This is a genomic window from Treponema pedis (assembly GCF_017161325.1).
Lineage (GTDB): Bacteria > Spirochaetota > Spirochaetia > Treponematales > Treponemataceae > Treponema_B > Treponema_B pedis.
This window is the reverse complement of the sequence record NZ_CP045670.1, coordinates 1,005,684-1,027,113: the sequence shown is the minus strand read 5'-3', so window position 1 is coordinate 1,027,113 and position 21,430 is coordinate 1,005,684. Positions and strand designations below refer to the sequence as shown.

The window sequence follows — 21,430 nt, the reverse complement described above, 5'->3', positions numbered from 1 at the left end:
AACTTACACCCTAACCGTTTTCCAATCTTTTACAGTTCTCTTTCTTACGTCAAAGCCCGCGCCTATAAGCACAAAGGTTTTCCGGAAGCCTTGTATTTCCCTTCATAATTTTGCTTTTTTATCTGCTCTATCGCTTCATCGGCACTTCCCTTTGTTCCCAGCTTAAATTCGAAAATATAAACCGCATTTTCCGTTTGCACTACACAATCGGCTCTTCCCAAGGCGCAATGTACTTCGGTTTCTACAAACTGCCCCATTAAAGCGAATATGAGGTAAACGGCTGCTTGATAATTTTGCTCTCTTAATGACGCATTTTTTTTACTGAAACTGTCATAAGGAATACCGGAAATAACGGCCTTTATTCTCTCCATAAAACCGTCCACATTTCCCGCTCTTATATCTTTTGTAAACTCCCAAATCGAAACTCCCGTATCGCTCGGTCTTAGAGCCGTATATGCGGGAATTAAGTTTTCCAAAAAACCGTAGCGCACTTCATCATTCGGAAAGCCCAACCGGTATAAGCCCGCTTCATCGATATATTCTTTTATTGTTAAGTAGCCCGCCTGAAATAAAATGGGCAAGGGCTCTTTAGCCTCGGCACGATAGGTTTCAAGGCTTGCTTCGTTCAGTTCGATTCCTCCGTCCAAGTCGGGAATATAATAGTGCCCCTCTTTCAAATAATCGACTAAAAAAGTTGGTGTCCCGGTTTTAAACCAATAATGTTTAAAAAGTTTCCCGCTTAAAACGCTTAAAATGCTGAACGGATTATAAACTGAAATCGTTTTTTGACAAAATAAATAGCCGTCATAAGTCTTTTTTAATTTTGCAAGAGTTTGTTCATAAGTTAAATTGTTTTCTTCACCTAAATTTTTAATTTCAGGTTCAAAGTTTTTTTCAAGTTCGGTTTGGGTTATGCCGCAAATACTTGAATAATCGGGAAGCATACTTATATCGTGAAGATTGTTTAAATCGCTGAAAATGCTTACCTTACTGAATTTGGTAACGCCCGTTAAAAATGCGAATCGGATAAATTGGTCTGAGCTTTTTAAAACGGAATAAAAGGCTTTAAGCGTGTTGCGGTACTCTTCGTTTAAGCGTTCGTTTTTTCCCATTGTTTGAAGAAGAGGTTTATCATATTCGTCAACGAGGAAAACCACCTGCTTACCCGTTTTTTTATAAGCGGCTTTTAATGCGGCTTCAAATCTTGAAGCAAAGGAAGTTTGCTCCGCATTTTCTATTCCGTATTCTTTTTCGATATCCTTTAAGAATAAATTAAGCCTCTCATCAAGAGCGGTTTGTTCGCTGTATTTTCCTACATTAAAATCAAGATAAAAAACGGGATATTCCCGCCACGGCTCTTTTTTTGTGTTTTCGTACCGTTCGATTGCAAGCCCTTTAAACAATTCTTTTTGCCCTAAAAAATATGCCGCAAGCGTTGAAAGAAAAAGGCTTTTCCCGAAGCGGCGCGGTCGGCTTAAAAAATAACGCGTCCGGAATCGGCAAGGCGGAAAATAAATTCTGTTTTATCCACATAAAGATAGCTGTCATCGCGCATTACTTTAAAACTCTGCACACCGATAGGCAGTTTCCGGCTGAAATCCATCATAAATAACAGTTTAACATAAGGAAGGTATGATGTCAACATTCAATATTTCTTTTATCTGCCCCCGATTGACAAATTCTTCAATTTACGGTAATAACTAGATAAACCCAGGAGAAAAGAGAATGATTTCAAACCCTATTATCATACCGTCCGTCTTATTTTGTATTACTTATATTTTAATGATTACATTGACAAATTACAGGCCGATTATTGCCTGTTCTTCGGCATTGCTTTTCGTTATACTCGGTATTTTGCCGTATAATGAAGTTTTTTTTGCAATAGACTGGAACGTTATTTTAATGATTGCGGGAACAATGGGACTTGTCGCCCTGTTTACGGAATCTAAAATGCCGCAGCGGATTGCCGACAAAATTATTAACAATGTTCCCGATGTAAAATGGATAATAGTTTGTCTTTCATTATTTGCAGGGTTTATTTCAGCGTTTATGGATAACGTTGCAACCGTTTTAATGCTTGCTCCCATTGCGGTTGTTCTTTCAAAAAAACTGAATATTCCTCCCGTAAAACCGATTATAGCAATTTCGATTTCAGCAAATTTACAAGGTGCCGCAACGCTTGTGGGAGATACCACTTCAATTCTTTTAGGCAGCCAATTAAATATGACCTTTTTCGATTTTTTTTGGTATTTAGGTAAACCCTCGCTTTTTTTTGCAGTTGAAATTTCCGCCGTTGCCGCTACCGCAATTATTTATTTTATTTTTCGTAAAGCAAATCAAAAACCCGATAAGGTTGAACCGGTAAAAGTTACCGATTATTTTCCGTCAATTCTTTTAATAGTAATGGTAATATTGATGATAGGCGCTTCTTTTTTACCCGAAGATAAAAAACCTGAAATCGTAAACGGGCTGATTTGCATAAGTTTATTAGCCGCAGGTATTATTTATAATCTTATAAAGAATAAAAATTTTGAAATTTTAAAAACCGTAAAAAAAGAGCTCAGTTTTGAAACCTTATTTTTACTTGCCGGACTTTTTATCGTAATAGCCGCCGTAACGGAAGCGGGCGTTATAAAAGCAATTGCGGACGGATTTTTAAAGCTGGGCAATAATGTGTTTTTAATTTATACGATTATTGTTTGGGGCTCGGTTTTAATTTCAGCCTTTGTCGATAATATTCCGTATGTTGCGGCAATGATTCCCATTATCGAAATACTTTCTACAAATTTGGGAATTGCTTCTCCGATTTTATTTTTCGGACTGCTGTCAGGCGCAACCCTCGGAGGAAACATTACGCCTATAGGAGCTTCCGCAAATATTACATCGCTGGGAATTTTACGCGGCGAAGGTTACCAAGTTAAAAATTCGGAATTTATGAAGTTAAGCGTGCCGTATACCTTAGTTGCGGTAGCGATAGGCTATATTTTAATTTGGATTACTTACGGAGTGTAAACTTTTTTTATGCAAACCGGATATTTAAAGAGCATACTTGAAGATATACAAAAAGGCTCTCTTTCCGTTGAAGGCGGCTTGGAAAAGCTTAAAAATTTGCCTTATGCGGATTTAAATTTTGCAAAAATCGATTTTCATCGCGGAATACGTACCGGTGCTCCGGAAGTTATTTATTGCGAGCGTAAAGCAATTCCGCATATTAAAAAAATTACGGAAACTATGTTGCAAAACGGACAGGAAAATATTTTGGCAACCCGTGTAAGCCCCGAGGCCTTTACCGCAATTAAAGAAGCCGCTCCCGATGCGGTGTATTACGAAGTTCCGCGTCTTGCTGTAATCGAGCGGAAACCCTTGCCGAAAACCGAATCGGTAATAGCGGTTTGTACGGGGGGAACGGCCGATATTTATGCGGCGGAAGAAGCTGCAATTACCGCAGAACTTTACGGTAATAAGGTAGAGCGTCTTTATGATATAGGAGTCGCAGGCTTACACCGTTTATTGGATAAGCTGGAGCTTATTCAAACTGCAAATGTAATAATTGCCGCAGCCGGTATGGAAGGGGCTTTGGCAAGCGTTATAGGCGGACTTGTCGCAAAACCGGTGATTGCATTGCCTACAAGCGTAGGTTACGGCTCAAGTTTTAACGGGCTTGCCGCCCTTTTGGCAATGCTTAATTCCTGCGCTTCGGGTATAAGTGTAGTTAAGGTTTCGGCGCGGGTTATTTAGCCGGTTTAATCAATAAAATGAACACGTAAAAGCCTTTCCTCCCCGTCCGTTAAACGGCCGGGCAAAGAAAAAAATTAACTTTGCCCGCCCCTCTCTTTTTAAAAGATTATTATTTCTTCTTCGACAGGCATTTCCTCCTTTAATTCACTCGGACAGGCGGCGGCTTCGAATAATCGGTCGTCGGCAGTTTTACATAATTGATTGCCCGAAGTTTTAAAAACGGGTTTAAATTCTACGTGTTCCGCAACGACTTTTACCTTGCTGTAATTTTTACCGTCGGCACCCACCCAGCGGTCTTGCTTAATTCTTCCTACAACTCTTACACCGCGACCCTTTGAACCGTTTTGATTGCAAAGTTTTGCAAGATTGGACCACGTTTCAACATCGAAATACGAAGTTTCCTGCACAAAGGCATCATCTTTTTTAAAATTTCTGTTTGCGGCAATGGAAAACGTACACAGCGGCGTACCGTTGGGCGTAGTTTTTAAAACCGGCTGACGAACCATATTACCTTCAATAATAAGCGAGTTAAGCGATTTCATTTTAAACATCTCCTTAAAGTTTTGCCCGAAAAGGCTTTTAATTAAAGGAGGCGGCACGGTACCTATACCCTCCCCTTCACTTATTATTATGCGGAAAAAAAGGTCTTTTGTATAAAATTTTTAAAGAAAAATAAAAAAAAAGGAATTCCCCGAAGGGAATTCCTTTTAATGTTAGGATAAGGATAATTAATTATTTTTTAGAAGCCAGAGGGATAACGGCCTGTATTTTTAAACTTTCAAACTTCCAAAGGTTTTCGCCGTTTACGGAAATATCCAGGTGAGCACCCGACTCGAAGGGAATTGTTATACCGAGCATGTGTTTCTCGCTGAATGAAATACTAAGCATACGGGTTCCTCCTACGGTATGAGTCAGCTCATATCCTGCCGATGAGAGGCCCGTTCCAGAAACGGTAGTGTGTTTACCGTGTTTATCCACGCTGCCTGAAGCCTTAAGCTCAAATTTGGCCTCAGGAGTGGCTCCCAATAAAAAGCCCACTTTCCAATTGGCGGGAAGAATTCTTAAGCCCGTAGGAACGGAAATATTCAAACCGTAGGTTCTCTCTAACGTTTCCGTCCCTTTTACTGTAGTGGTAGTACTCGTAGATAAAGGTTTGGTCGATGAGTCGGTTGTTTTATTTCCACGGTTGGAACTTGCCAGTTCAAAAGAGAGTTCGGCGGTGGGCTTAATTTTAAACAGCACCGTTTTTTCGGGCGAATTAAAATTAAAGAGGCGGGCAGCCTTACCGGTAAGCGTAAAGCCCGCTCCCGGCTTCATATCGTATGCATACTTAAGGGCATTATCCTTGTCTTCGTAGCTTGCTCTCTTTGTTGCCGTTTTTACATTAACAAAAAAACTTCCGCCGAAAGACCATTTATCGTCTTCCCGTTTGGCGGGCATTTCAACGTCGTATCTGGCTCCAAAAACCGTCGTTGCGGTCATGTCCGTTACCTTAAATTTAATGTCATCGCTTGAAGTTTTTTTGCTGTATGAAGCATTTCTTCTTATTATTTCGGAACCTATATAGGGCTCTACAACATGTTCCATATTTCCCGCAGCGAAGGCGAAGGGAATTCCCAAACCGAATTCGGTAGACATCGTTCCGGCTCCCGAAATTGTATCTAAAGCGAGGGGGGGGGGGGGTACCTAAAATGGCAGGGTTTATATTTTTTTTAATTTCCGTGGAATTATTATTCGGGTCAAGATAATCCTTTATAACTATTTTTTCAAAATTTTGGGCTAAAATATTATTTGCATTAGAATTAAAGGCAATCTTTATACCCAGGGCTTTTTCGTTTCCCAAGCCCAATAAAATTTGAGTATTTGTATTTAATTTATTAAAAATAGGCATCCAGTTGTGGGAGGTCTTAGTTTCCCTAATAAGGCTTGAGTGCTGGTTATCATTCCAAACTTTGTCGGTTTTGGAGCCTCGGTCTATGGTGCTTAAAGCCATGCCGCTTATATCGAAATAAACGGACAATGGAAGTTTACCTTCGGGAGTATAATAACCGAAAGTAAATAAATTATTAGTACCCGAACCCATCAATTGATGAGGGTTCGCCACACCCGCATAAATAAGCTTGTTGGCAAGGCCGCCGAAACCGGGCGAAACGTTAAACGCGTCATCGATTTCATTTGTAAAAAGTTCCGCAGTTTTTTCGCTTTCCAGAGAAGTAACACTACCTCCAAATTCCGCCTGTGCAAAAAGTACAGTTGCCGTAAAAGCAAAAAGTACAGCCAAAAATAATTTACGTTTCATATAAATCTCCTTTCTTACAACTTTTATTATGTAAGATTTGTAATATGTATCCCGCATATTACATAAAGCACTATATCACTGTTTTTATTTAATTTCAAGTGAAAGTTTAAAAAATTTGGAGATTTTTACAAAAAAATGTAACTTTTTTCACCGAATTTTGATTCAAATCGGTATTTTTGTACGATTTTAAAATAAAAACCGCCGCTTTTATGTCTTACAGGCGGCGGTTTGCGGACTTATCGGCCGGGTTTGTCCGAGTATTGTAAATTTTTAACGGCATTACACAACTCTTTTCCCAAGGGGGTAAGAGAGCCGTAATTTGTAAGAAGCTGCGAAAAATTGTCGGCTTGCATAAGTTCCGGGAAAAATCTGTTATATTGTCCCGCAATATATAAAAATCCCGGGTCAAAATTATCCGGTTTCGCTTGGGGCGCTCCGGCGTATTGTCTCAGCGTAAAGTTTTTAGTCAGCTTATTTGTTTCATTGGTAAAATAACGCTGTTCGGTTTTTCTCCACGACCTTACATCATAAAGTATAAAATCGTTTTGGGCATAAACGGTTACGGTTTGGCTTTGCTCCGTTATTTCCCCCGTGTATAAAATTCCGTTTACGGTTTTTGAAACCGCAGTACGCGAAATATTAACGGGGCCGTATATTTCTTTAACCTTTCCGTAGTTATCGGCGGGGGCAAAAACCAAGTCGGCATTCCTTATGTCGATAAAATCCAAAATATAGTTTCCGTTCCGTTTAATAAAATTTATTTCTATTATTTCAGGCCCCGAATTTGACGAGGCAAGCTCGGATTTTACGGCATAGGCTATTTTGCTTTCTTCATTGTAATAGCCGTTTTCTTTAATAACGATTGCAAGTCTTACGGTAAGTTTCTTATTAACTTCATCAAGTTCTCTTGCGGCAATTCCCCGTATTATGTTTTCGGCCTTTTGATAAGAAAGTTTTGCCCGACGGAAGGCGGCGTAGTCTTTTAAGCTCATATTATAGTTGCCTTCGTCAATATAAAGACGCGCCGCTTTTTGTTCGGCATTTCGAGCCTTTCCTAAACTTCCCTTATAATCGGAAATCCATGAATCGGCAAGCATATAATATTTGTAAGATTTAAGCAGGCTTTCGGGTTTATTCGTATAAAAAAGGGCTTCGGCGGCATTATAAGTTACCTCCGCACCCAGCGAATTTATTTCATTATCAAGATGATGAGAATATTTTTTTGCCCGTTTTAAATAAGTTAATACCTTTTCTATTTTTTGAGAATCGTTTGCGGACGATTTTACAAGACGGAGAGCCTCATTGTACAAGGCTTCCGTTGCCTTCGTATAAGCCTTATCTTTTAAGCCGCTGTAATCTTTCGCTTCAAATACCGTAAATTCGCTTTTTCCTTTTAAACCTTCCGGGTACATTTTTTGTAAGGTAAGAATTCGTTGATAAAGTAAAATCCAATCGGAAATATTATCGGCAATATCGGCATAGTATATATTGTTTTGTTCCGCTTTATCGAGCATAGCGGTCATACTCGCTTCGGCTTTTGCGGTTTCGGTTTTATATACTTTTATATAATCATCCGAAACGTTTCCGTCAATAATAAGTTCGGCGGCAGAGACAGCCCGCTGCACCGGATTTGAACCGCGTACATACATACTCGCACAGCCTGCCGAGGTAATTACCGCTAAACTTGTTAATAAAAATAATAATTTAATAGTTTTCATACATATTTAATATACTTAAAAAAAATATTTTAGTATAGAGATGGATTTTTTTTAAGGTGTTAAAAAGGTATTAAAATAGATAACAGTCGAAAATTTACAACATTTCCAAAAAAGCTTCCACTCTCGTTGAAACCTGACCTATATCGTTCATTGAATAATCGGATTCTATGTACATGTAAGGCTTTCCTTTTTTTTCGGTAACGAATTTATTTACCGAAGTTGATTCTATTGCAAATGTATGGCAGGCTTGTAAAACAATTTCTATTACGCCGTCTATTTTGTATTCATCGATTAATGTATTTAAATCTTCAAAACGTTTAGGGTTTGGTGTCATTACGGAACAGGAAATATTTAAATATTTTTCGGCTATGGCTTCCATGGGCTCAATAGATTCATCTATCAATTCCATTTTTTCCCGCACACCGCTGCAATTTTCGTAAACTACAATATCACCCCCGGATTTTTCAATTGTTTTTAAAATTTTTTCCCGTACACCGAGTACAGGGCAGCCTGTAATTAAGATTCGCGGGCGTTTTGATTTTGTCCCCTTTAATTCTTTTTCCCAACGCTCATATATTTCTTGTGTTTTCGCTTTTAAGTCCGAATTCTTTTTTTCACGGTCGAAACTGAATCCGAAGCCTTCGTAAATTGCACTCATATCTGCTCCGGTTAAAGGAGCCGGAATCAATTTGCCGAGTTCAAAAAAATTCTTTAAATTAATGCGCTCTTCATTTCCTTTACGTATTGCCGCTCGTAAATCCTCGTCGGTAATTGTTACATTAAATTTTTTTTCAAGCGCGTTTTTAAATTTATTAAGTTCATTTAACCAAAGTGTAAAAGAAGACCCTTCGGTATAATTTTGCGGCAAATGTAAAACGTAAGTGTCTTTTATTTTACCCATTAGCTCATACATTTTTTTCTTACCGTCGCAGGTGGTTTCACCTACAATTAAATCGGCAAAATAAAAATAAGGACACGTATCGCTTACGGCAACTCCGTAGCTTGCTTTAATTAACGGACAAAGATTTTTAGGTAAGTCCGCTTCCGAATGCTTAATCGCCTCGTTACTTGAAGAACATAAAGATACGGGAATAAGACCTGCCGCATAAATAATTTCAAGCGGGGTGTATGTACAAAAAACACCGACGACTTTTTTGCCCGATTCTTTTAAGTTTTTCATTTTAATAAACCCTTCCCTCCTTGCTTCCGTAAATTCTTCAAAGGCGGCGGGAAGTTTAAATCCGTTGTTTTGCGGTAAAGTTTGCATACTCTCTCCTATAATTTAAGTGTAAATATTTTCCGTATCCGTTAAGGCGTTGCCTTCAATTAATTTTCCGTCAATCATCGTGTATACGTTTTTTGAATATTTTAAAGCAAGTAACTCATGCGTTACTAAAATTATTGTCGTATTATTTTCTTTATTTATTGCTTGTAAAATTTTTAAAACTTCTTTTGTGTTTTCTATATCCAAATCGGAGGTAGGTTCATCGGCTAAAATTATTTTAGGAGAATTAACCAATGCCCGTGCTATTGCAGCTCTTCTTAATTCTCCTCCGGACAGTTCTTTAGGATACACATTTTTTAAATGCTCAATACCAAATTTATTCAATAAATACTCCGCTCTCTCCATTACATTTCCGTTACGCTTATTTAAATAAAACGGCAAACATATATTTTCGATAACGGTTAATGCAGAAAGAGTTACTGAAGTTTGAGGAATAAAGCCTATTATATCGTTACGTAAAAAAGATTTTTCCGTATCGGAAAGACGGGAGACTTCTTTACCTTCGATAAAAATTTTTCCGCTTGAAGGAATAAGTACACCTGAAATTAAATTAAGCAATGTAGTTTTTCCGCTTCCGCTTTTACCGATTATGCTTATAAACTCTCCTTTGTTTACTGTTAAATTTACACCGTCAATTGCATTAAATTCTTTTCCGCGTAAATACGTTTTTTTTAATTGTTCAAGTTTTAAAATCATTCGGTTTCCCTCATAGTCAGATAAGCCTCATTTTCAGCTATTTTTTTTGAAGAAAGAAAACCGGAAAAACAAATGGATGCCGTTCCGATAATACCGCTAAACAGTGCTATAAAAATAAGCAAAAATATATTCGGAGTTAAAAACGGAAAATTTAAATTTTTTTGTATTAAAGGAACCGTACTTAATGTAATTATCAGGCTGAATATTAATCCCGTAATTACACCGTATAAGCCGATTAAAAATGCTTCAAAACATATTATATTAAGTAAGTGTTGTTTGGAAGCGCCTAATATTCTGAGTATACTTAATTCTTTTTTGCGCTCATTGATAATTGCGGAAAAAACTACAGCAAGTAATAATGCCGATAATATCCATATTACACCGATAGAACCGTATATGTATTTAGACAATGTTTTTAAATTATCGGATATTTGACCTATCAGTTTTTTACCGAATATAGGAAAGAGATTATAGTTAGGGTATTGTCTGATTATCGAATTGGAAACATCAACCGGATTATATCCGTTTTTAACTTTTAGGAGAATAACTGAAATTTTATTTTCGGAAACGGGTTTAATAATTTTAACAGCCTCCGCTTTCTTTGCTAATTTTAAAGCGGTATCTAAATTAACAAATACCGCAAAATCAAAACCCGTTCCTGTTTGGCTGAGTTTACCTTTTACGGAAAGTTCTTTATCGAAAAATTTTATTATTGCTCCCGGCTCTCCTTCAACACCGGAACCTACCACAGCTTCGTTATCATTTAGGTTTTTACTTAAATTTTTTCTAAGCCACGGTTTTATTAAAAAATCCGTTTTATAGTCTATTCCGATTATTTGTACAGGGAACGAACAACAAGATGCCTGAAGAGTTGCAATATAAAGTTGATATGTTATACTTTCTATCCCTTCAATTTGTTTTATTTTATCAAATGCTTCTTCGGGTAAATAAAATTCCGAAGGCTCTCCTTTTAATATAATACTTTCAAATTTAGTTTTATATCCGTCGGGAACTAAAATTATATCAGCACCCAAACGGTCGGATAGACTGCTTAATCCCTTAGAAAAGCCTGACAAAAAAACGCTTCCGCAAAATAAAAATACAATAAATATTGAAGTTATTGTAATAAGCAATATACTTCTAATAGGTTTTTTACTTATGTTCGCTTTAACTAAAAAAAACGTATCAATTTTTTTATTCATAAAGATTAGTCCGCGTATTCCAATACTTCTAAAATATGTTTACGATATTCTATAAATTTATCATTGTTACGGTTCCTGGGATAGTCCATATCGATTTTTACATCGTCTTTAATTATGCCAGGACGCGGAGCCATTACTATTACACGTGTACCGAGATAAATAGCCTCATCTACATCGTGGGTAACAAGCATAAACATCATATTCTTATTTGTTCCGTACATTTCCAAAAGTTCATGCTGAATATTCATTCTTGTAAAAGCATCCAATGCTCCTAACGGTTCATCAAGTAAAAACACTTCAGGTTTTGTAATCATTGTTCTGATTAGTGCAACGCGCTGAGCCATTCCTCCTGAAAGCTGATGCGGGTAAAAAGTTTCAAACTCTTTCATTCCAATCATATCGATGAATTTATCTACTTCTTCTTTTTTTTCTTTTACATTACCTTTTAATTTAAATGCAAACTCGACGTTTTGTCTAAGAGTCAGCCACGGGAAAAGAGCGTGTTTTTGAAAAACCATACCGCGATTGATGCTTGTTCCTTCTATTTTTTTTCCGTTAAGAGTAATTTCTCCTTGTGTAATCGGAACAAGCCCTGCAACAAGTCTAAGCATTGTAGATTTTCCGCAGCCGGAAGGTCCTACTATACAGACGAATTCTCCGGATTCAATTTTTAAATTTATATTGTGCAAAGCTTCCGTCGTACCCTTATTATTTCTGCTTGGAAAAATTTTAGAAATATTTTTTAATACTAACTCCGATTTGCTCATTGTATTACTCCCTCCTGCCATTTTAAAACTTTTTTCTTAAGATAATTTAACGTAAAATTTACAACAACGAAAATTATACAAATTATAATTATGGCTCCGTACATATTTGAAAATTTTGCCCAGCCGCGCTGCCAAGAAATGTACCAGCCTAACCCCGATTCAACCCCCATCATTTCGGCGGCTAAAAGAGCAAGACATGCGGAAGACATTCCGAGTAAAAGACCTTGAAAGATATGCGGAAGTGCGGAAGGTATTGCAACTTTTAAAATCAATTGATGCTCCGTAGCCCCGAGAGTTTTTGCCGCTTCATAATAGGATTTGTCGATGTTTTTTATACCGATATAACTTGCCATTGTAACGGAATACCATACACCGAAGGCAAGAACGATTACGGCTCCTTGAAAAAGGGTTTGCGACCAAACCATTATAACCGGAATCCAAGTAAGCGAAGGAATTGCTCCTAACAGTTTCATAAAAGGGGAAATCCAATAATTTATAAATCTGCTGTAACCGCATGCAATGCCGGTTATTAATCCTATTATAACTCCGTAAAAATATCCCGTAAATAAGAGTTTTAAAGAATTTTTTATGCAGTCCCAAAGATAAGCCCTATCTTCAAGCATAGCATTAAAAATATGGTCAATCCATGGAAAGTAAGGCAACGGAACCGCATCGGTTTTTAACGCTGCATAATCATAAACGGTTAAAAGTAAATATACAAAAGATGCAAATGGGGCTGCCGCTCTTATTTTGTAATATAATTTTTTTATAAAAAACGAACAAACCGCAAGAATAAAAAAAACACATAATTGAATTCCTAAAAAGAATCCGTATATGTTTGTGCTCGTCTTTCCGGCAAAATTAGGAAGATAATAATATTCCCAAAGAGATACCGATAAAATGAGTGAAGGTAAAAGTAAAATAACGGTATCCAATAATTTCCCCGCTTTTGTTTTAGACCGTCGTTCAATTTCATGTAGCTGTTCTTGTGTCAAATTATTCGGTTTTTTCATAATTTTTTCCCATAATTTTTCTTAATGAGTAAATATACGATATTACCTGCTGAAAGGAGTAAAATTATTAAAGCAATAATTGAGGTAATTATAAATGTGTTATGTTTAACGCATTCCATAGAAGGGCTGCCGCAAATTCCGAAAAATCTGGGGAAGCCGTCTTTATTTATACCGAAAGAAATTTTAACAACCTTATGCGGAATTAAATGTACTGCAAGAGATGAGCTTGCGGTTATTAAATTTAATACGATTAAAATAATTTTATTTTTTATAAAAATTTCTATAATGCCGGTAACGGCAATTGCCGTACCGATATACATTACCAACAGTCCGCTGTAACGGCACGTCATATACATTCCGTTTTTTGTCATAGGGCATACCGGCGCAAATACAAACGGTATTAACGACAATACTATTCCTAAACCCGTTATAAATAAAGCAATGATATTTCTTTTTATTTGCATTTTCTCTATTACCAATTATATCAATCCGTCAACCTTAAAAATTATGGGATTTTAAAGGTTGACGGCTCTTTAACGGTGTATTTTAACCGCTAAAGATAAATCTTTTTAATTTTTTCTCATCGGTTTCCAAATTTTATTTAAAAGCTCCGTTGTATCGGCATCTTTTTTAATCAAACCGAAAGTTTTATAAGCATTTATAACGTCAATTAAAGTTTTTTCGGTTGCCTCATCTGAAATTTTCAGATTATATGTTTCCAAAAAATATTGATTAACTTCCGGATTTACGGAACCCCAATTATTTGCGGAAATAATTTCGGCAGCTTCTTTTTTGTTTTCTTCCATCCAATAACTTGCTTCTTTATGCGCCTTTGTAATTTTTGCTGCCGTAATCGGATTTTGTTCTACAAAATCTTTATTTAAAATTAAAATACAGCAAGGTTCGATTTTAAAATCGTCATCGAAGGTTATCGATCTAATGGCACGCAATGTACCGTTATCAATAAATTGCTGTGCAAACTGGTCACTGAAAATCGATGCTTGAATTTCACCACGCTTCATTGCTTCAATAGTCGTTAGAGTTTCAACATTTTTGAATTTTACTTTTGAATAATCCACACTATCACGGGCTAAAAACCGTAAAATTATATTATGATCCGAACCTCCGATTGCATCGTGAATTGCGACATTTTGTCCTTCCAAGTCTTTTGTATTTTTAATTGCAGAATCTTTTAATACAAAAAGAGTTTTACACCCCGTGTTTACACCGCTTGTAAATACCATATTGATTCCGTTAATTGCAGGTACAACGGATTCCGAAATGTGAGTAGCCATAACGTCTACTTTTCCCGTACCTAAAGCATCAAAGGGGCTCGGCATATTTTTTATTTCCCCGGTTAATCCTTGTTTTGCAAAAAAACCGTGTACCAAATTTACTCCCAATGCCGACGTGCACAAACCGCCGTTAAAGGCAAACTGTATAGGCGTTCCGTAGCGCGGTTCTTTTTTCCACATTTCATCAATGTTCGGGTCGTTCAAATCCACATCGGAAATACTCATCTTTATCGTTTCCGCTGAAACGGTAGAATTTGTTTGTTCGTTTTTTGAACATGCAGTTGCTGCTAAAAGAATGATTAGCATCATTAGACTTAAAAATCTTGTTTTCATATAATCTCCTATATAATAACCCGGATTATTTTAATCAGGGATATTTACCGTTTTAAACATGTAAGATTTTTATTTTTTAAATTATCTTACCGTTAATATTTTTTCTTTTCGTTTTACAACATATCCTATAATTGCAGGTTTACCGCAAACGGAGTCTTGTAAATTTTTACAAAGCTCTTCATATAATTTTTGCGCGCAATATTCCGGCACCGAAATTAAAAGGCCTCCCGAGGTTTGAGGATCGAACAATGCGTCCTGATATGCGCGCGGAGTTTCGATAAATTCAATGTTATCACCTATAAAGTTTTTATTTGAATATGCTCCCGCAGGAACAAAACCCATTTCCGCATTTTCTATTACCGAGTCAAATAGCGGAACGTTTTTATATAAAATTTCAATACCGACACCTGAAGCCTTTCCCATTTCGTAAATATGACCTAAAAGTCCGAAACCTGTAATATCGGTACAGGCATTAACCTCATATTTTACCATTACGCGGCACGCAGCCGCATTTAAAAAAGCCATTGTTTTATAAACCCTTTGTAATTCTTCAAAATCCAGCATTTCAGCTTTTGAAGCGGTGGTTAAAATTCCTGAACCTATGGGCTTTGTTAAAATTAGAACATCGCCTTCTTTTGCTCCGGAATTTTTTAAAATTTTATCCGGCCGAACAAATCCTGTTACGGCTAAACCGTATTTCGGCACTTCATCATAAATTGTATGACCTCCTGCAATAATCGCTCCGGCTTCAAAAACTTTTTCGGCACCGCCTTTAAGAATTTCTTTTATAATACTTTCAGGCATTTTTTCCGAAATGCACAAAAGGTTTAACGCAAGTTTCGGCGTGCCGCCCATTGCATAAATATCGCTTAAAGCATTTGCCGCCGCAATTTGTCCGAATATATACGGCTCATCGGCAATGGCGGGGAAAAAATCGGCCGTAAAAATTAAAGCCGTTTTATTATTTATTTTATAAACCGCAGCATCGTCCGACGTATCAAAACCTACAAGAAGTTTTGAATCAAAATGAACGGGAATATTTTTTAATAAACCGTCAAGAGCGCCCGCACTCAGTTTCGCTCCTCAGCCGGAATGCGATGAGGATTTAATTAAACTGAAATTTTTATCCGTAAGATTACAGCTCATATTTTTCCCTCTTTATATTTTAAAATATTTTAAACCGGAATGTATTTTCCGCCTTCACCGAGTTTAAAAAATTCGTCCCGTTCGATTTCATTAAAATAATTTTTATCGAACTCAATATCCTTTTTTAAATTAAGCCTAACCGCCGTGCCGCAGCTTGAACTTACTTCTCGCGGCACGGGAATTAACTTAATTACAACAGAGCCGTTTTTTACAAGCCCGTTTTTTTCAAGGATACGCATACAGGTAAGAGCCTGAAAATGCGTATGAAAGGTAATTAAGTATTCGTTATTCATTTTGAAACTTCAATTTTCCACCCGTCATCGACGGCAAAAAGTTTTGTAACGGCCTTCATTTTTTCACAAAAGCGTATTACATTTTCTTTTGAAGTTTCATTATCAACGAGAACATCAAAAGCACTGTGCTTTTCAAATGCTTTTTTTGTACGTACAACAGGTTCGGGGCAGGAAAGCCCGCGCGTATCAACAATAATTTCCGCCATAAAAATTCTCCTATAAAAATATTTTGTAAGTAAATTTCAACTTACGAAAAATATTCTTTCATAATAGTTTTGTGTAGCAAAACCATATACAATAATACGAGGTTTGCCTGAAAGGGCAAACTTTATCGGCAACCGGCAAGGCAGTATGCTGCACTTATGACAGGCTTTATTTACACCCCCCGCCGTTTCCATCTTGTAAACTCATTATGCAGTTTTCAATTTACCGTCTTCGATTAATACATTTGCAACCCATTCTGCAACTTCACCGGTTATTCTTATGCAATGCTCTTTACGTTCTTTAGACATAAAGTTATCGCCTGCCCATTGTCTAGTAATAACTCTACAGCAAGTTGCTTTGTATTTTTCTTTTATAAAGTCATGTAAACCTTTGGCATATTCAAACATTTTAGGATTCATAGGTTCGCCTTTTACGCGTCCATAAACAATCCCTAATGCCATCTCTCCGCCTGAAACCGCGCCGCATAAGCATTGAGCTTTTCCAAGTCCTATCGGAAAACTTGATGCCATTTTCACAATGTCATCACTATAGGGCTTTCCCAAAGCATCATTTATAGTTTGGACAACAGCTTCGGAGCAAAAAAAGGTTCCGCTTCTAAAATATTCTTCAGCGGTGTTTTTAATCTCCTGTAAATACTCATTCTTTGTTTTCATAATTTCTCCATATCATATAAAATAATTTTTAATTTTCGGGTTTTTTATCCGGTTTAAATAAAAATACCAAGTAGCATACTAAAACCCAACCGACAATCAAAAAAGCGATAAGTTCTTCAATTTTTATTAAAATTGTAAAATCGATACCCTTTTGTTTAAAGTATCCGCCGGTCAATTTCGTTGCCAACGCGCTTATAACCAACGGAAACGTAAATGCAGAATATCCGGGTGTAAATTTCAGCTTTAAAAGTTTAGGCAAATGGTATAATGCAATTACATAAAAAGTAACGGAAAAAAATAGCAATAAATATACTATAATCGTATTTTTTTGTTCAAAGCTATTCATATATCCTGCAAGAAGAAGAGATGCGGGAGCCGATAAAATAATCAGCGTAGGTTGCGCCGCCTCCGGTATTTCTTTTATCTTCCATACCCTACAACACACCAGCGGAAGAATACAAAAATAACCTACAAAAGCAATCCAAAAACAGATTTTTCCCGCTTGTAATTGCTGCACGGCAGGGGCCGTAACACTTGCAACGGCGATACCTACATATACGATATACCATGAAGGAAAAACTTTTTTGATTGAAAACTTAAGTAAAAATTCGGCACTAAACCATAAGATTAAAAAGCCATGCCCTACCACTCCTATATACCATACTACATAGCTTACCGTACTTGAAAACGGTTTTACATATACAGCCAATAACATCGTTGCCATTGTAAAAGTTAAAAAAACGCTTGCAATTACAGGGTTTTTAAATTCTTCTTTTAAAGTTTTATTTTCAAAAAGTAATTTCGCGACATAAATCACATAAAAGATAAATCCTATGACACCTATAATAAGCCGCAAAGTTTGACTGTATGACTGTAAAAGATTCCCCAATGTAAAAAGCGATAAAATTAAGCCTGCAATAGGTATGGGATATTCCTTTAAAAACTTCATTACTTAAAACTCCCGTGTGTTACTTATTCTTTACCGAATAATAAACGCTTATAAATGCCGTTACCGTTAAACCTATTATTACGGCAATCATTCCGGGAACTGTCGGCCCTTTCCCCGATGAGGCAAGAGCAAAGTTGTGCGCAAATGCCGCCCCCGTCATAAGCCCCGCTACGGTTATTGCGGAATCGGTATTGCCCTCGCCCGTTAAAATAAGCTGGCGTAAGGGACAGCCTCCGAGCAATACGCTTGCCCAACCTACAAGGAGCATTCCCAAAGCATTCCAAAGTCCGTCGGTGTGAGCAATGGGTTGTTCCGCCATACCGAATTTAAATGTTCCTAAAATTAAGGAGCCTATAAGTACAGTTACCGCAACTGCAATGCTTCCCCATAAAAGATGAAAATCTTTTAACATAATTGCGTCTCTTATTCCGCCTACCGTACACATTCTGCTGCGTTGAGCTAAAGCTCCTACAACAAGACCTATACCGAGAGAAATAAAAACGGGTGCATGCATTGCTCCCGGCCCTTTTTCGCTGAAGATGAGCACCGACGGAAATGCAATCAATAAAATAAAGAAGGAAAGAATTACAATAATCGGCATTACGCCTTCCTGCTTGGACTGATTGTAAGCGCGGCTTAAAGAAAAATTCTTATTTAAGAAAACAACACCGATAAAAATTCCTGCAACAAAACCTATAAGGCCGAAAATTGCATTTATATCGCCCGCTCCCAAACGTAAAAACATTCTTAAAGGGCACCCCAAGAACATTAAGGCTCCTATCATTACGAAAAAGCCGAGTGTAAAACGGGTAAAAACGGCCGAACCTCCGCGCGGTTTAAATTCTTTTTTTACAAAAGCAATTACAAAGGCTCCGAGTACAAGAGCGATTACTTCAGGCCGCATATACTGTACTGCGGCGGCATTATGCAGTTTTAATGCTCCTGCAATATCGCGCAAAAAACACGCAATACAAAAACCCATATTTGCAGGGTTTCCGAATTTAACCAATGCGAGAGCGGCAACACCTATTACCGCACCCGTTACAATAACCGTAAGATGTTTTTTCATACATCCCTCCTGCCGATGGGATTAAGAGGTAAGATGTTTCGATAAGTTTTACACTCAAAACTTGGAATAATTCAAACCGGAGGATACAGTAAGCCGTATTTTTATCGGGCGGTTTATTTTACGGGAAGGGCTCGGAGCTTTGCAAAAGCGGACTCTATTACCCTGCAATGCTTACTTAATTCCGCACTTTTATGTGAATTGTAATGAAGTAAAATTACTTCGAGGGTAAATACTCATCTTCGCACTTTGCTTAATCCTTATAATTAAATTTAAACCGTAAACGGTTTATGTAAAATTTTATAGCATAAATAATAATAAAAGTCAATAAGTAATAATAAATACTAAAAAAATAGGCAGGCTTTTAAAGCCTGCCTGCAAATCCTTGCGTATTTAACCGGGGAATTCTCTTTCACAAAAAAATAAAATTTACAATTTAAATTTCTTCATTTCTTCCGCAAGAGATTGTATACTTTCTTTATTTTTTACGGTCAATTCATTTATTTCCTGAACCGCATTGTTTATCTGTACCGCTCCGGTTGCCATCTCATTCATACTGCTTTTAATTACGGCGGTAAGCTCGTCCAACCGTTTCAGCTCATTTTCTATCTTTTTTCCGCCTGCATGCATTTCATCGGAGCTTGCTTTTACCTCCTCCGTTACGGTGTTGATATTTTTAATTTCGGCAAGAATATTGTTGTTTCCGTTTTTTTGCTCCTGCATTGTTTTTAAAATAATCGCTTCCTGATTCGAAACTTCTTTTACCAAATCATAAACCCGTCCGAATGTCCTTTCGGCTCCCGTACCGGCAACTACAATGTTTTCGATAATTTGCAGCGATTGTTTTATAACATCGCCTATTTGCTTTCCCTGTATATTAGATTCCTCCGCAAGTTTTCGGATTTCACCCGCAACAACGGCAAAGCCCTTTCCGGCTTCTCCCGCATGAGCTGCTTCTATTGCGGCGTTCATTGATAAAAGGTTGGTTTGACTTGCAATATTTCTTATAACCTCGCTCGCTTCGATAAGGGAATTTGATTTTTCGGCAATCTGCTGTACAATCTCATTTGCGGTTCTGGCTCCGTTTTTACCGTTTTCGGTTTGCTTATACACTTCTTTAATAAGTTCGTTGTTTTTTTCAAGCATTTCCGTTACTTTTATAATATTTTCAACCATTTGCCCGATTGATATCGAAGAACGCTCTACACTTAAAACTTGAGTTTCAATCCTTCCCGTAAGCTCTTTTATTAAGCCGATAATTTGTTCTATAATCAATTTCGTTTCCGCAACACTTTCCGACTGTGTAAATGCCTGCTGTTTTACTCCGCCTATATTTGCACTTATTTCGTTAATTGCACTTGCGGTTTCAATCATATTGCTTGAAAGCTCTTCACTTGAAGCCTGCATTTTCCCGGTATGTTCGGTTACGGAAAAAATGGCATTCCCGATTTTTTCAATCGTTCTGTTAAAATATTTTGCCATATCCGTTATTTCATCTTTTCCTATGAGGGGAAGGCGGACGCTCAAATCTCCGTCTCCGTTTGCGATATTTTTTAATGCGTCTACGGCGGTTTTCAGCGGTTTGGTAATTCTTCGTGCAAGAATATATATTAAAATTACTGCGCAAAGAGCTATTACTATTCCGATAACAATCATAGTCGTTCTCATAATTTCAATTGAACCGGTGAATTCCACTAAAGGGGCCTTTATAATAACATTCCAGCCGACAGACTTTATCGGCGTATATAGTGCAATCCATGATTTCCCTTTATAATCGTAATAATCGACTTGCTTTTCTTTTGAATTAAGAATAAATGCAGTAATTGTCGCCGAAGAAACGGCATCGGAATCTTCGTGTTGTTTATGGGAAGCAAGCAGCTTTGATTGAACGCTTTCCATATTTTTACCCGCAATAGTCATACCGTTTTTATCCATAATGTAGCAGCTTCCCGTTTCTCCGATAACAATATCTCCCGCTAAAGATGCCAGCCACATACTGTCTATTTCCGTAAACAACACTCCCTGAACGGTATTATTTTCTCCATATATGGGAACGGCAAAATGCATAACAACTTTTTCGACGTTTTCTTTAACTATAGGAGAAGATACGAAATTTTTTCCATTTGATGCGCTTAAAAACCATACGGTATCTTTTACATTTACGGATTCTCCGCCATAATAATGGCAAATGCCTTGCATATTGCAAAGAGCGAACGAAAGAATTTGCTCATTGCGTTTAATATCGCTTGAAAGACGGGCAAGTTTTTTATCGTAAGAAAGCTCATCGGTATGAAGATAAGAATGCATAGTAAATTTTTCCAAATATAAAAAAAGAACCTGTAATCTTCCTTCAATAATCTCCGCCGCATCCGAAGCCTTATCCATAAGATGAATTGCAACTTTTTCTTTTATTGCATTACGGGCAATTCTTACAGCCGATGTTATTTCTAAAATTAAAGCAATAATAAATACCAAACCGAAAATGATGATAAGTTTTTTCATAATTGAAAAATATTTTTTCCGTGTATTATTATATAAAATTCGCATATTTTCCTCGCCATCCTTGCCGAAACAAAATGTATCTTGCTGCGGCGGCCAATTATAGTATAACCGCAATATAATTACTAGCCCATTGAAATTTTGCAATGTATCTATAAAGCTTTATATTTTTTTACTGAATAAATAAAAAAGGAGTTTTAACCCGTTTACTCCAGTTTTAACTTTTAATAAAACTTCTCTGTCGGGATAACGT

The 21,430-nt window shown here is 37.0% G+C and carries 19 protein-coding genes and 1 pseudogene; 2 read left to right on the top strand and 18 right to left on the bottom strand.

Annotated features, from left to right (window positions below; all coding sequences use genetic code 11):
- Positions 1 to 3: 3 nt before the first annotated feature.
- Positions 4 to 1,603, bottom strand: a pseudogene (locus DYQ05_RS04475) (ATP-binding protein).
- A 122-nt stretch (positions 1,604 to 1,725) separates the two neighbouring features.
- On the opposite strand from DYQ05_RS04475, the gene DYQ05_RS04470 reads away from it, so the two are divergent.
- Both DYQ05_RS04470 and larB read left to right on the top strand, forming a co-directional pair.
- Positions 1,726 to 3,012 carry an ArsB/NhaD family transporter gene (locus tag DYQ05_RS04470; protein ID WP_024468568.1) on the top strand — a complete coding sequence of 429 codons (1,287 nt, stop codon included), beginning with the start codon at positions 1,726 to 1,728 and terminating at the stop codon, positions 3,010 to 3,012.
- A gap of 9 nt (positions 3,013 to 3,021) precedes the next feature.
- Positions 3,022 to 3,738 (top strand): nickel pincer cofactor biosynthesis protein LarB, encoded by a 717-nt coding sequence (gene larB / locus DYQ05_RS04465; RefSeq protein ID WP_252723514.1) that lies wholly within the window; start codon positions 3,022 to 3,024, stop codon positions 3,736 to 3,738.
- A 98-nt stretch (positions 3,739 to 3,836) separates the two neighbouring features.
- Here the strand turns inward: larB and DYQ05_RS04460 are convergent, their stop codons facing one another.
- From DYQ05_RS04460 to DYQ05_RS04380, 17 genes are all read right to left on the bottom strand, one after another.
- Complete coding sequence (locus DYQ05_RS04460) at positions 3,837 to 4,280, bottom strand: single-stranded DNA-binding protein (protein WP_024465965.1); 444 nt, start codon at positions 4,278 to 4,280, stop codon at positions 3,837 to 3,839.
- 190 nt (positions 4,281 to 4,470) lie between these two features.
- Positions 4,471 to 5,376: a hypothetical protein gene (locus tag DYQ05_RS04455; RefSeq protein ID WP_206183919.1), complete on the bottom strand. Its 906-nt coding sequence runs from the start codon at positions 5,374 to 5,376 to the stop codon at positions 4,471 to 4,473.
- Between the two features lie 897 nt (positions 5,377 to 6,273).
- Positions 6,274 to 7,755 (bottom strand): hypothetical protein, encoded by a 1,482-nt coding sequence (locus DYQ05_RS04450; protein WP_206183918.1) that lies wholly within the window; start codon positions 7,753 to 7,755, stop codon positions 6,274 to 6,276.
- A gap of 94 nt (positions 7,756 to 7,849) precedes the next feature.
- Positions 7,850 to 9,022: a double-cubane-cluster-containing anaerobic reductase gene (locus DYQ05_RS04445; RefSeq protein WP_029409459.1), complete on the bottom strand. Its 1,173-nt coding sequence runs from the start codon at positions 9,020 to 9,022 to the stop codon at positions 7,850 to 7,852.
- A gap of 15 nt (positions 9,023 to 9,037) precedes the next feature.
- Positions 9,038 to 9,736: an ABC transporter ATP-binding protein gene (locus DYQ05_RS04440; RefSeq protein WP_020964734.1), complete on the bottom strand. Its 699-nt coding sequence runs from the start codon at positions 9,734 to 9,736 to the stop codon at positions 9,038 to 9,040.
- A complete protein-coding gene (locus DYQ05_RS04435; protein WP_029409460.1) occupies positions 9,733 to 10,938 on the bottom strand; it encodes an ABC transporter permease in 1,206 nt (401 codons plus the stop codon). Before DYQ05_RS04435 ends, DYQ05_RS04440 begins: the two co-directional genes overlap by 4 nt.
- Before the next feature lie 5 nt (positions 10,939 to 10,943).
- The gene (locus tag DYQ05_RS04430) at positions 10,944 to 11,705 is read right to left on the bottom strand and encodes an ABC transporter ATP-binding protein (protein WP_024465527.1); all 762 of its coding nucleotides are present in this window, start codon (positions 11,703 to 11,705) and stop codon (positions 10,944 to 10,946) included.
- On the bottom strand, positions 11,702 to 12,718 hold the full coding sequence (locus DYQ05_RS04425) for an ABC transporter permease (protein WP_020964731.1): 1,017 nt from the start codon (positions 12,716 to 12,718) through the stop codon (positions 11,702 to 11,704). Before DYQ05_RS04425 ends, DYQ05_RS04430 begins: the two co-directional genes overlap by 4 nt.
- Complete coding sequence (locus DYQ05_RS04420) at positions 12,715 to 13,197, bottom strand: DUF4418 family protein (RefSeq protein WP_051150659.1); 483 nt, start codon at positions 13,195 to 13,197, stop codon at positions 12,715 to 12,717. Before DYQ05_RS04420 ends, DYQ05_RS04425 begins: the two co-directional genes overlap by 4 nt.
- 90 nt (positions 13,198 to 13,287) lie before the next feature.
- On the bottom strand, positions 13,288 to 14,346 hold the full coding sequence (locus DYQ05_RS04415) for an ABC transporter substrate-binding protein (RefSeq protein WP_024465528.1): 1,059 nt from the start codon (positions 14,344 to 14,346) through the stop codon (positions 13,288 to 13,290).
- Between the two features lie 81 nt (positions 14,347 to 14,427).
- Positions 14,428 to 15,492, bottom strand: coding sequence for a selenide, water dikinase SelD (gene selD, locus DYQ05_RS04410; RefSeq protein ID WP_080653113.1), 1,065 nt, complete (start codon positions 15,490 to 15,492; stop codon positions 14,428 to 14,430).
- Positions 15,493 to 15,521: 29 nt separating this feature from the next.
- Entirely contained in the window at positions 15,522 to 15,785 is a 264-nt protein-coding gene (locus DYQ05_RS04405; protein WP_206183917.1) for a putative Se/S carrier protein, read from the bottom strand.
- Positions 15,782 to 15,991 carry a sulfurtransferase TusA family protein gene (locus DYQ05_RS04400; protein WP_020964726.1) on the bottom strand — a complete coding sequence of 70 codons (210 nt, stop codon included), beginning with the start codon at positions 15,989 to 15,991 and terminating at the stop codon, positions 15,782 to 15,784. Before DYQ05_RS04400 ends, DYQ05_RS04405 begins: the two co-directional genes overlap by 4 nt.
- A gap of 204 nt (positions 15,992 to 16,195) precedes the next feature.
- A complete protein-coding gene (locus tag DYQ05_RS04395; protein WP_020964724.1) occupies positions 16,196 to 16,663 on the bottom strand; it encodes a C-GCAxxG-C-C family protein in 468 nt (155 codons plus the stop codon).
- Between the two features lie 28 nt (positions 16,664 to 16,691).
- Positions 16,692 to 17,612: a TDT family transporter gene (locus DYQ05_RS04390; RefSeq protein WP_020964723.1), complete on the bottom strand. Its 921-nt coding sequence runs from the start codon at positions 17,610 to 17,612 to the stop codon at positions 16,692 to 16,694.
- Between the two features lie 19 nt (positions 17,613 to 17,631).
- The gene (gene yedE / locus DYQ05_RS04385) at positions 17,632 to 18,681 is read right to left on the bottom strand and encodes a YedE family putative selenium transporter (protein ID WP_206183916.1); all 1,050 of its coding nucleotides are present in this window, start codon (positions 18,679 to 18,681) and stop codon (positions 17,632 to 17,634) included.
- 426 nt (positions 18,682 to 19,107) lie between these two features.
- Positions 19,108 to 21,225 (bottom strand): methyl-accepting chemotaxis protein, encoded by a 2,118-nt coding sequence (locus DYQ05_RS04380; protein ID WP_206183915.1) that lies wholly within the window; start codon positions 21,223 to 21,225, stop codon positions 19,108 to 19,110.
- Positions 21,226 to 21,430 lie beyond the last annotated feature (205 nt).

Bases quoted from the DNA above. Each gene is read 5' to 3' on its own strand.
- DYQ05_RS04415 (WP_024465528.1), bottom strand. From the start codon at position 14,346: ATGAAAACAAGATTTTTAAGTCTAATGATGCTAATCATTCTTTTAGCA.
- DYQ05_RS04395 (WP_020964724.1), bottom strand. From the start codon at position 16,663: ATGAAAACAAAGAATGAGTATTTACAGGAGATTAAAAACACCGCTGAA.
- larB (WP_252723514.1), top strand. From the start codon at position 3,022: ATGCAAACCGGATATTTAAAGAGCATACTTGAAGATATACAAAAAGGC.
- DYQ05_RS04430 (WP_024465527.1), bottom strand. From the start codon at position 11,705: ATGAGCAAATCGGAGTTAGTATTAAAAAATATTTCTAAAATTTTTCCA.
- DYQ05_RS04380 (WP_206183915.1), bottom strand. From the start codon at position 21,225: ATGCGAATTTTATATAATAATACACGGAAAAAATATTTTTCAATTATG.
- DYQ05_RS04435 (WP_029409460.1), bottom strand. From the start codon at position 10,938: ATGAATAAAAAAATTGATACGTTTTTTTTAGTTAAAGCGAACATAAGT.
- DYQ05_RS04450 (WP_206183918.1), bottom strand. From the start codon at position 7,755: ATGAAAACTATTAAATTATTATTTTTATTAACAAGTTTAGCGGTAATT.
- DYQ05_RS04400 (WP_020964726.1), bottom strand. From the start codon at position 15,991: ATGGCGGAAATTATTGTTGATACGCGCGGGCTTTCCTGCCCCGAACCT.
- DYQ05_RS04390 (WP_020964723.1), bottom strand. From the start codon at position 17,612: ATGAAGTTTTTAAAGGAATATCCCATACCTATTGCAGGCTTAATTTTA.
- yedE (WP_206183916.1), bottom strand. From the start codon at position 18,681: ATGAAAAAACATCTTACGGTTATTGTAACGGGTGCGGTAATAGGTGTT.
- DYQ05_RS04405 (WP_206183917.1), bottom strand. From the start codon at position 15,785: ATGAATAACGAATACTTAATTACCTTTCATACGCATTTTCAGGCTCTT.
- DYQ05_RS04440 (WP_020964734.1), bottom strand. From the start codon at position 9,736: ATGATTTTAAAACTTGAACAATTAAAAAAAACGTATTTACGCGGAAAA.
- DYQ05_RS04425 (WP_020964731.1), bottom strand. From the start codon at position 12,718: ATGAAAAAACCGAATAATTTGACACAAGAACAGCTACATGAAATTGAA.
- DYQ05_RS04445 (WP_029409459.1), bottom strand. From the start codon at position 9,022: ATGCAAACTTTACCGCAAAACAACGGATTTAAACTTCCCGCCGCCTTT.
- DYQ05_RS04470 (WP_024468568.1), top strand. From the start codon at position 1,726: ATGATTTCAAACCCTATTATCATACCGTCCGTCTTATTTTGTATTACT.
- DYQ05_RS04460 (WP_024465965.1), bottom strand. From the start codon at position 4,280: ATGAAATCGCTTAACTCGCTTATTATTGAAGGTAATATGGTTCGTCAG.
- DYQ05_RS04455 (WP_206183919.1), bottom strand. From the start codon at position 5,376: ATGTCTACCGAATTCGGTTTGGGAATTCCCTTCGCCTTCGCTGCGGGA.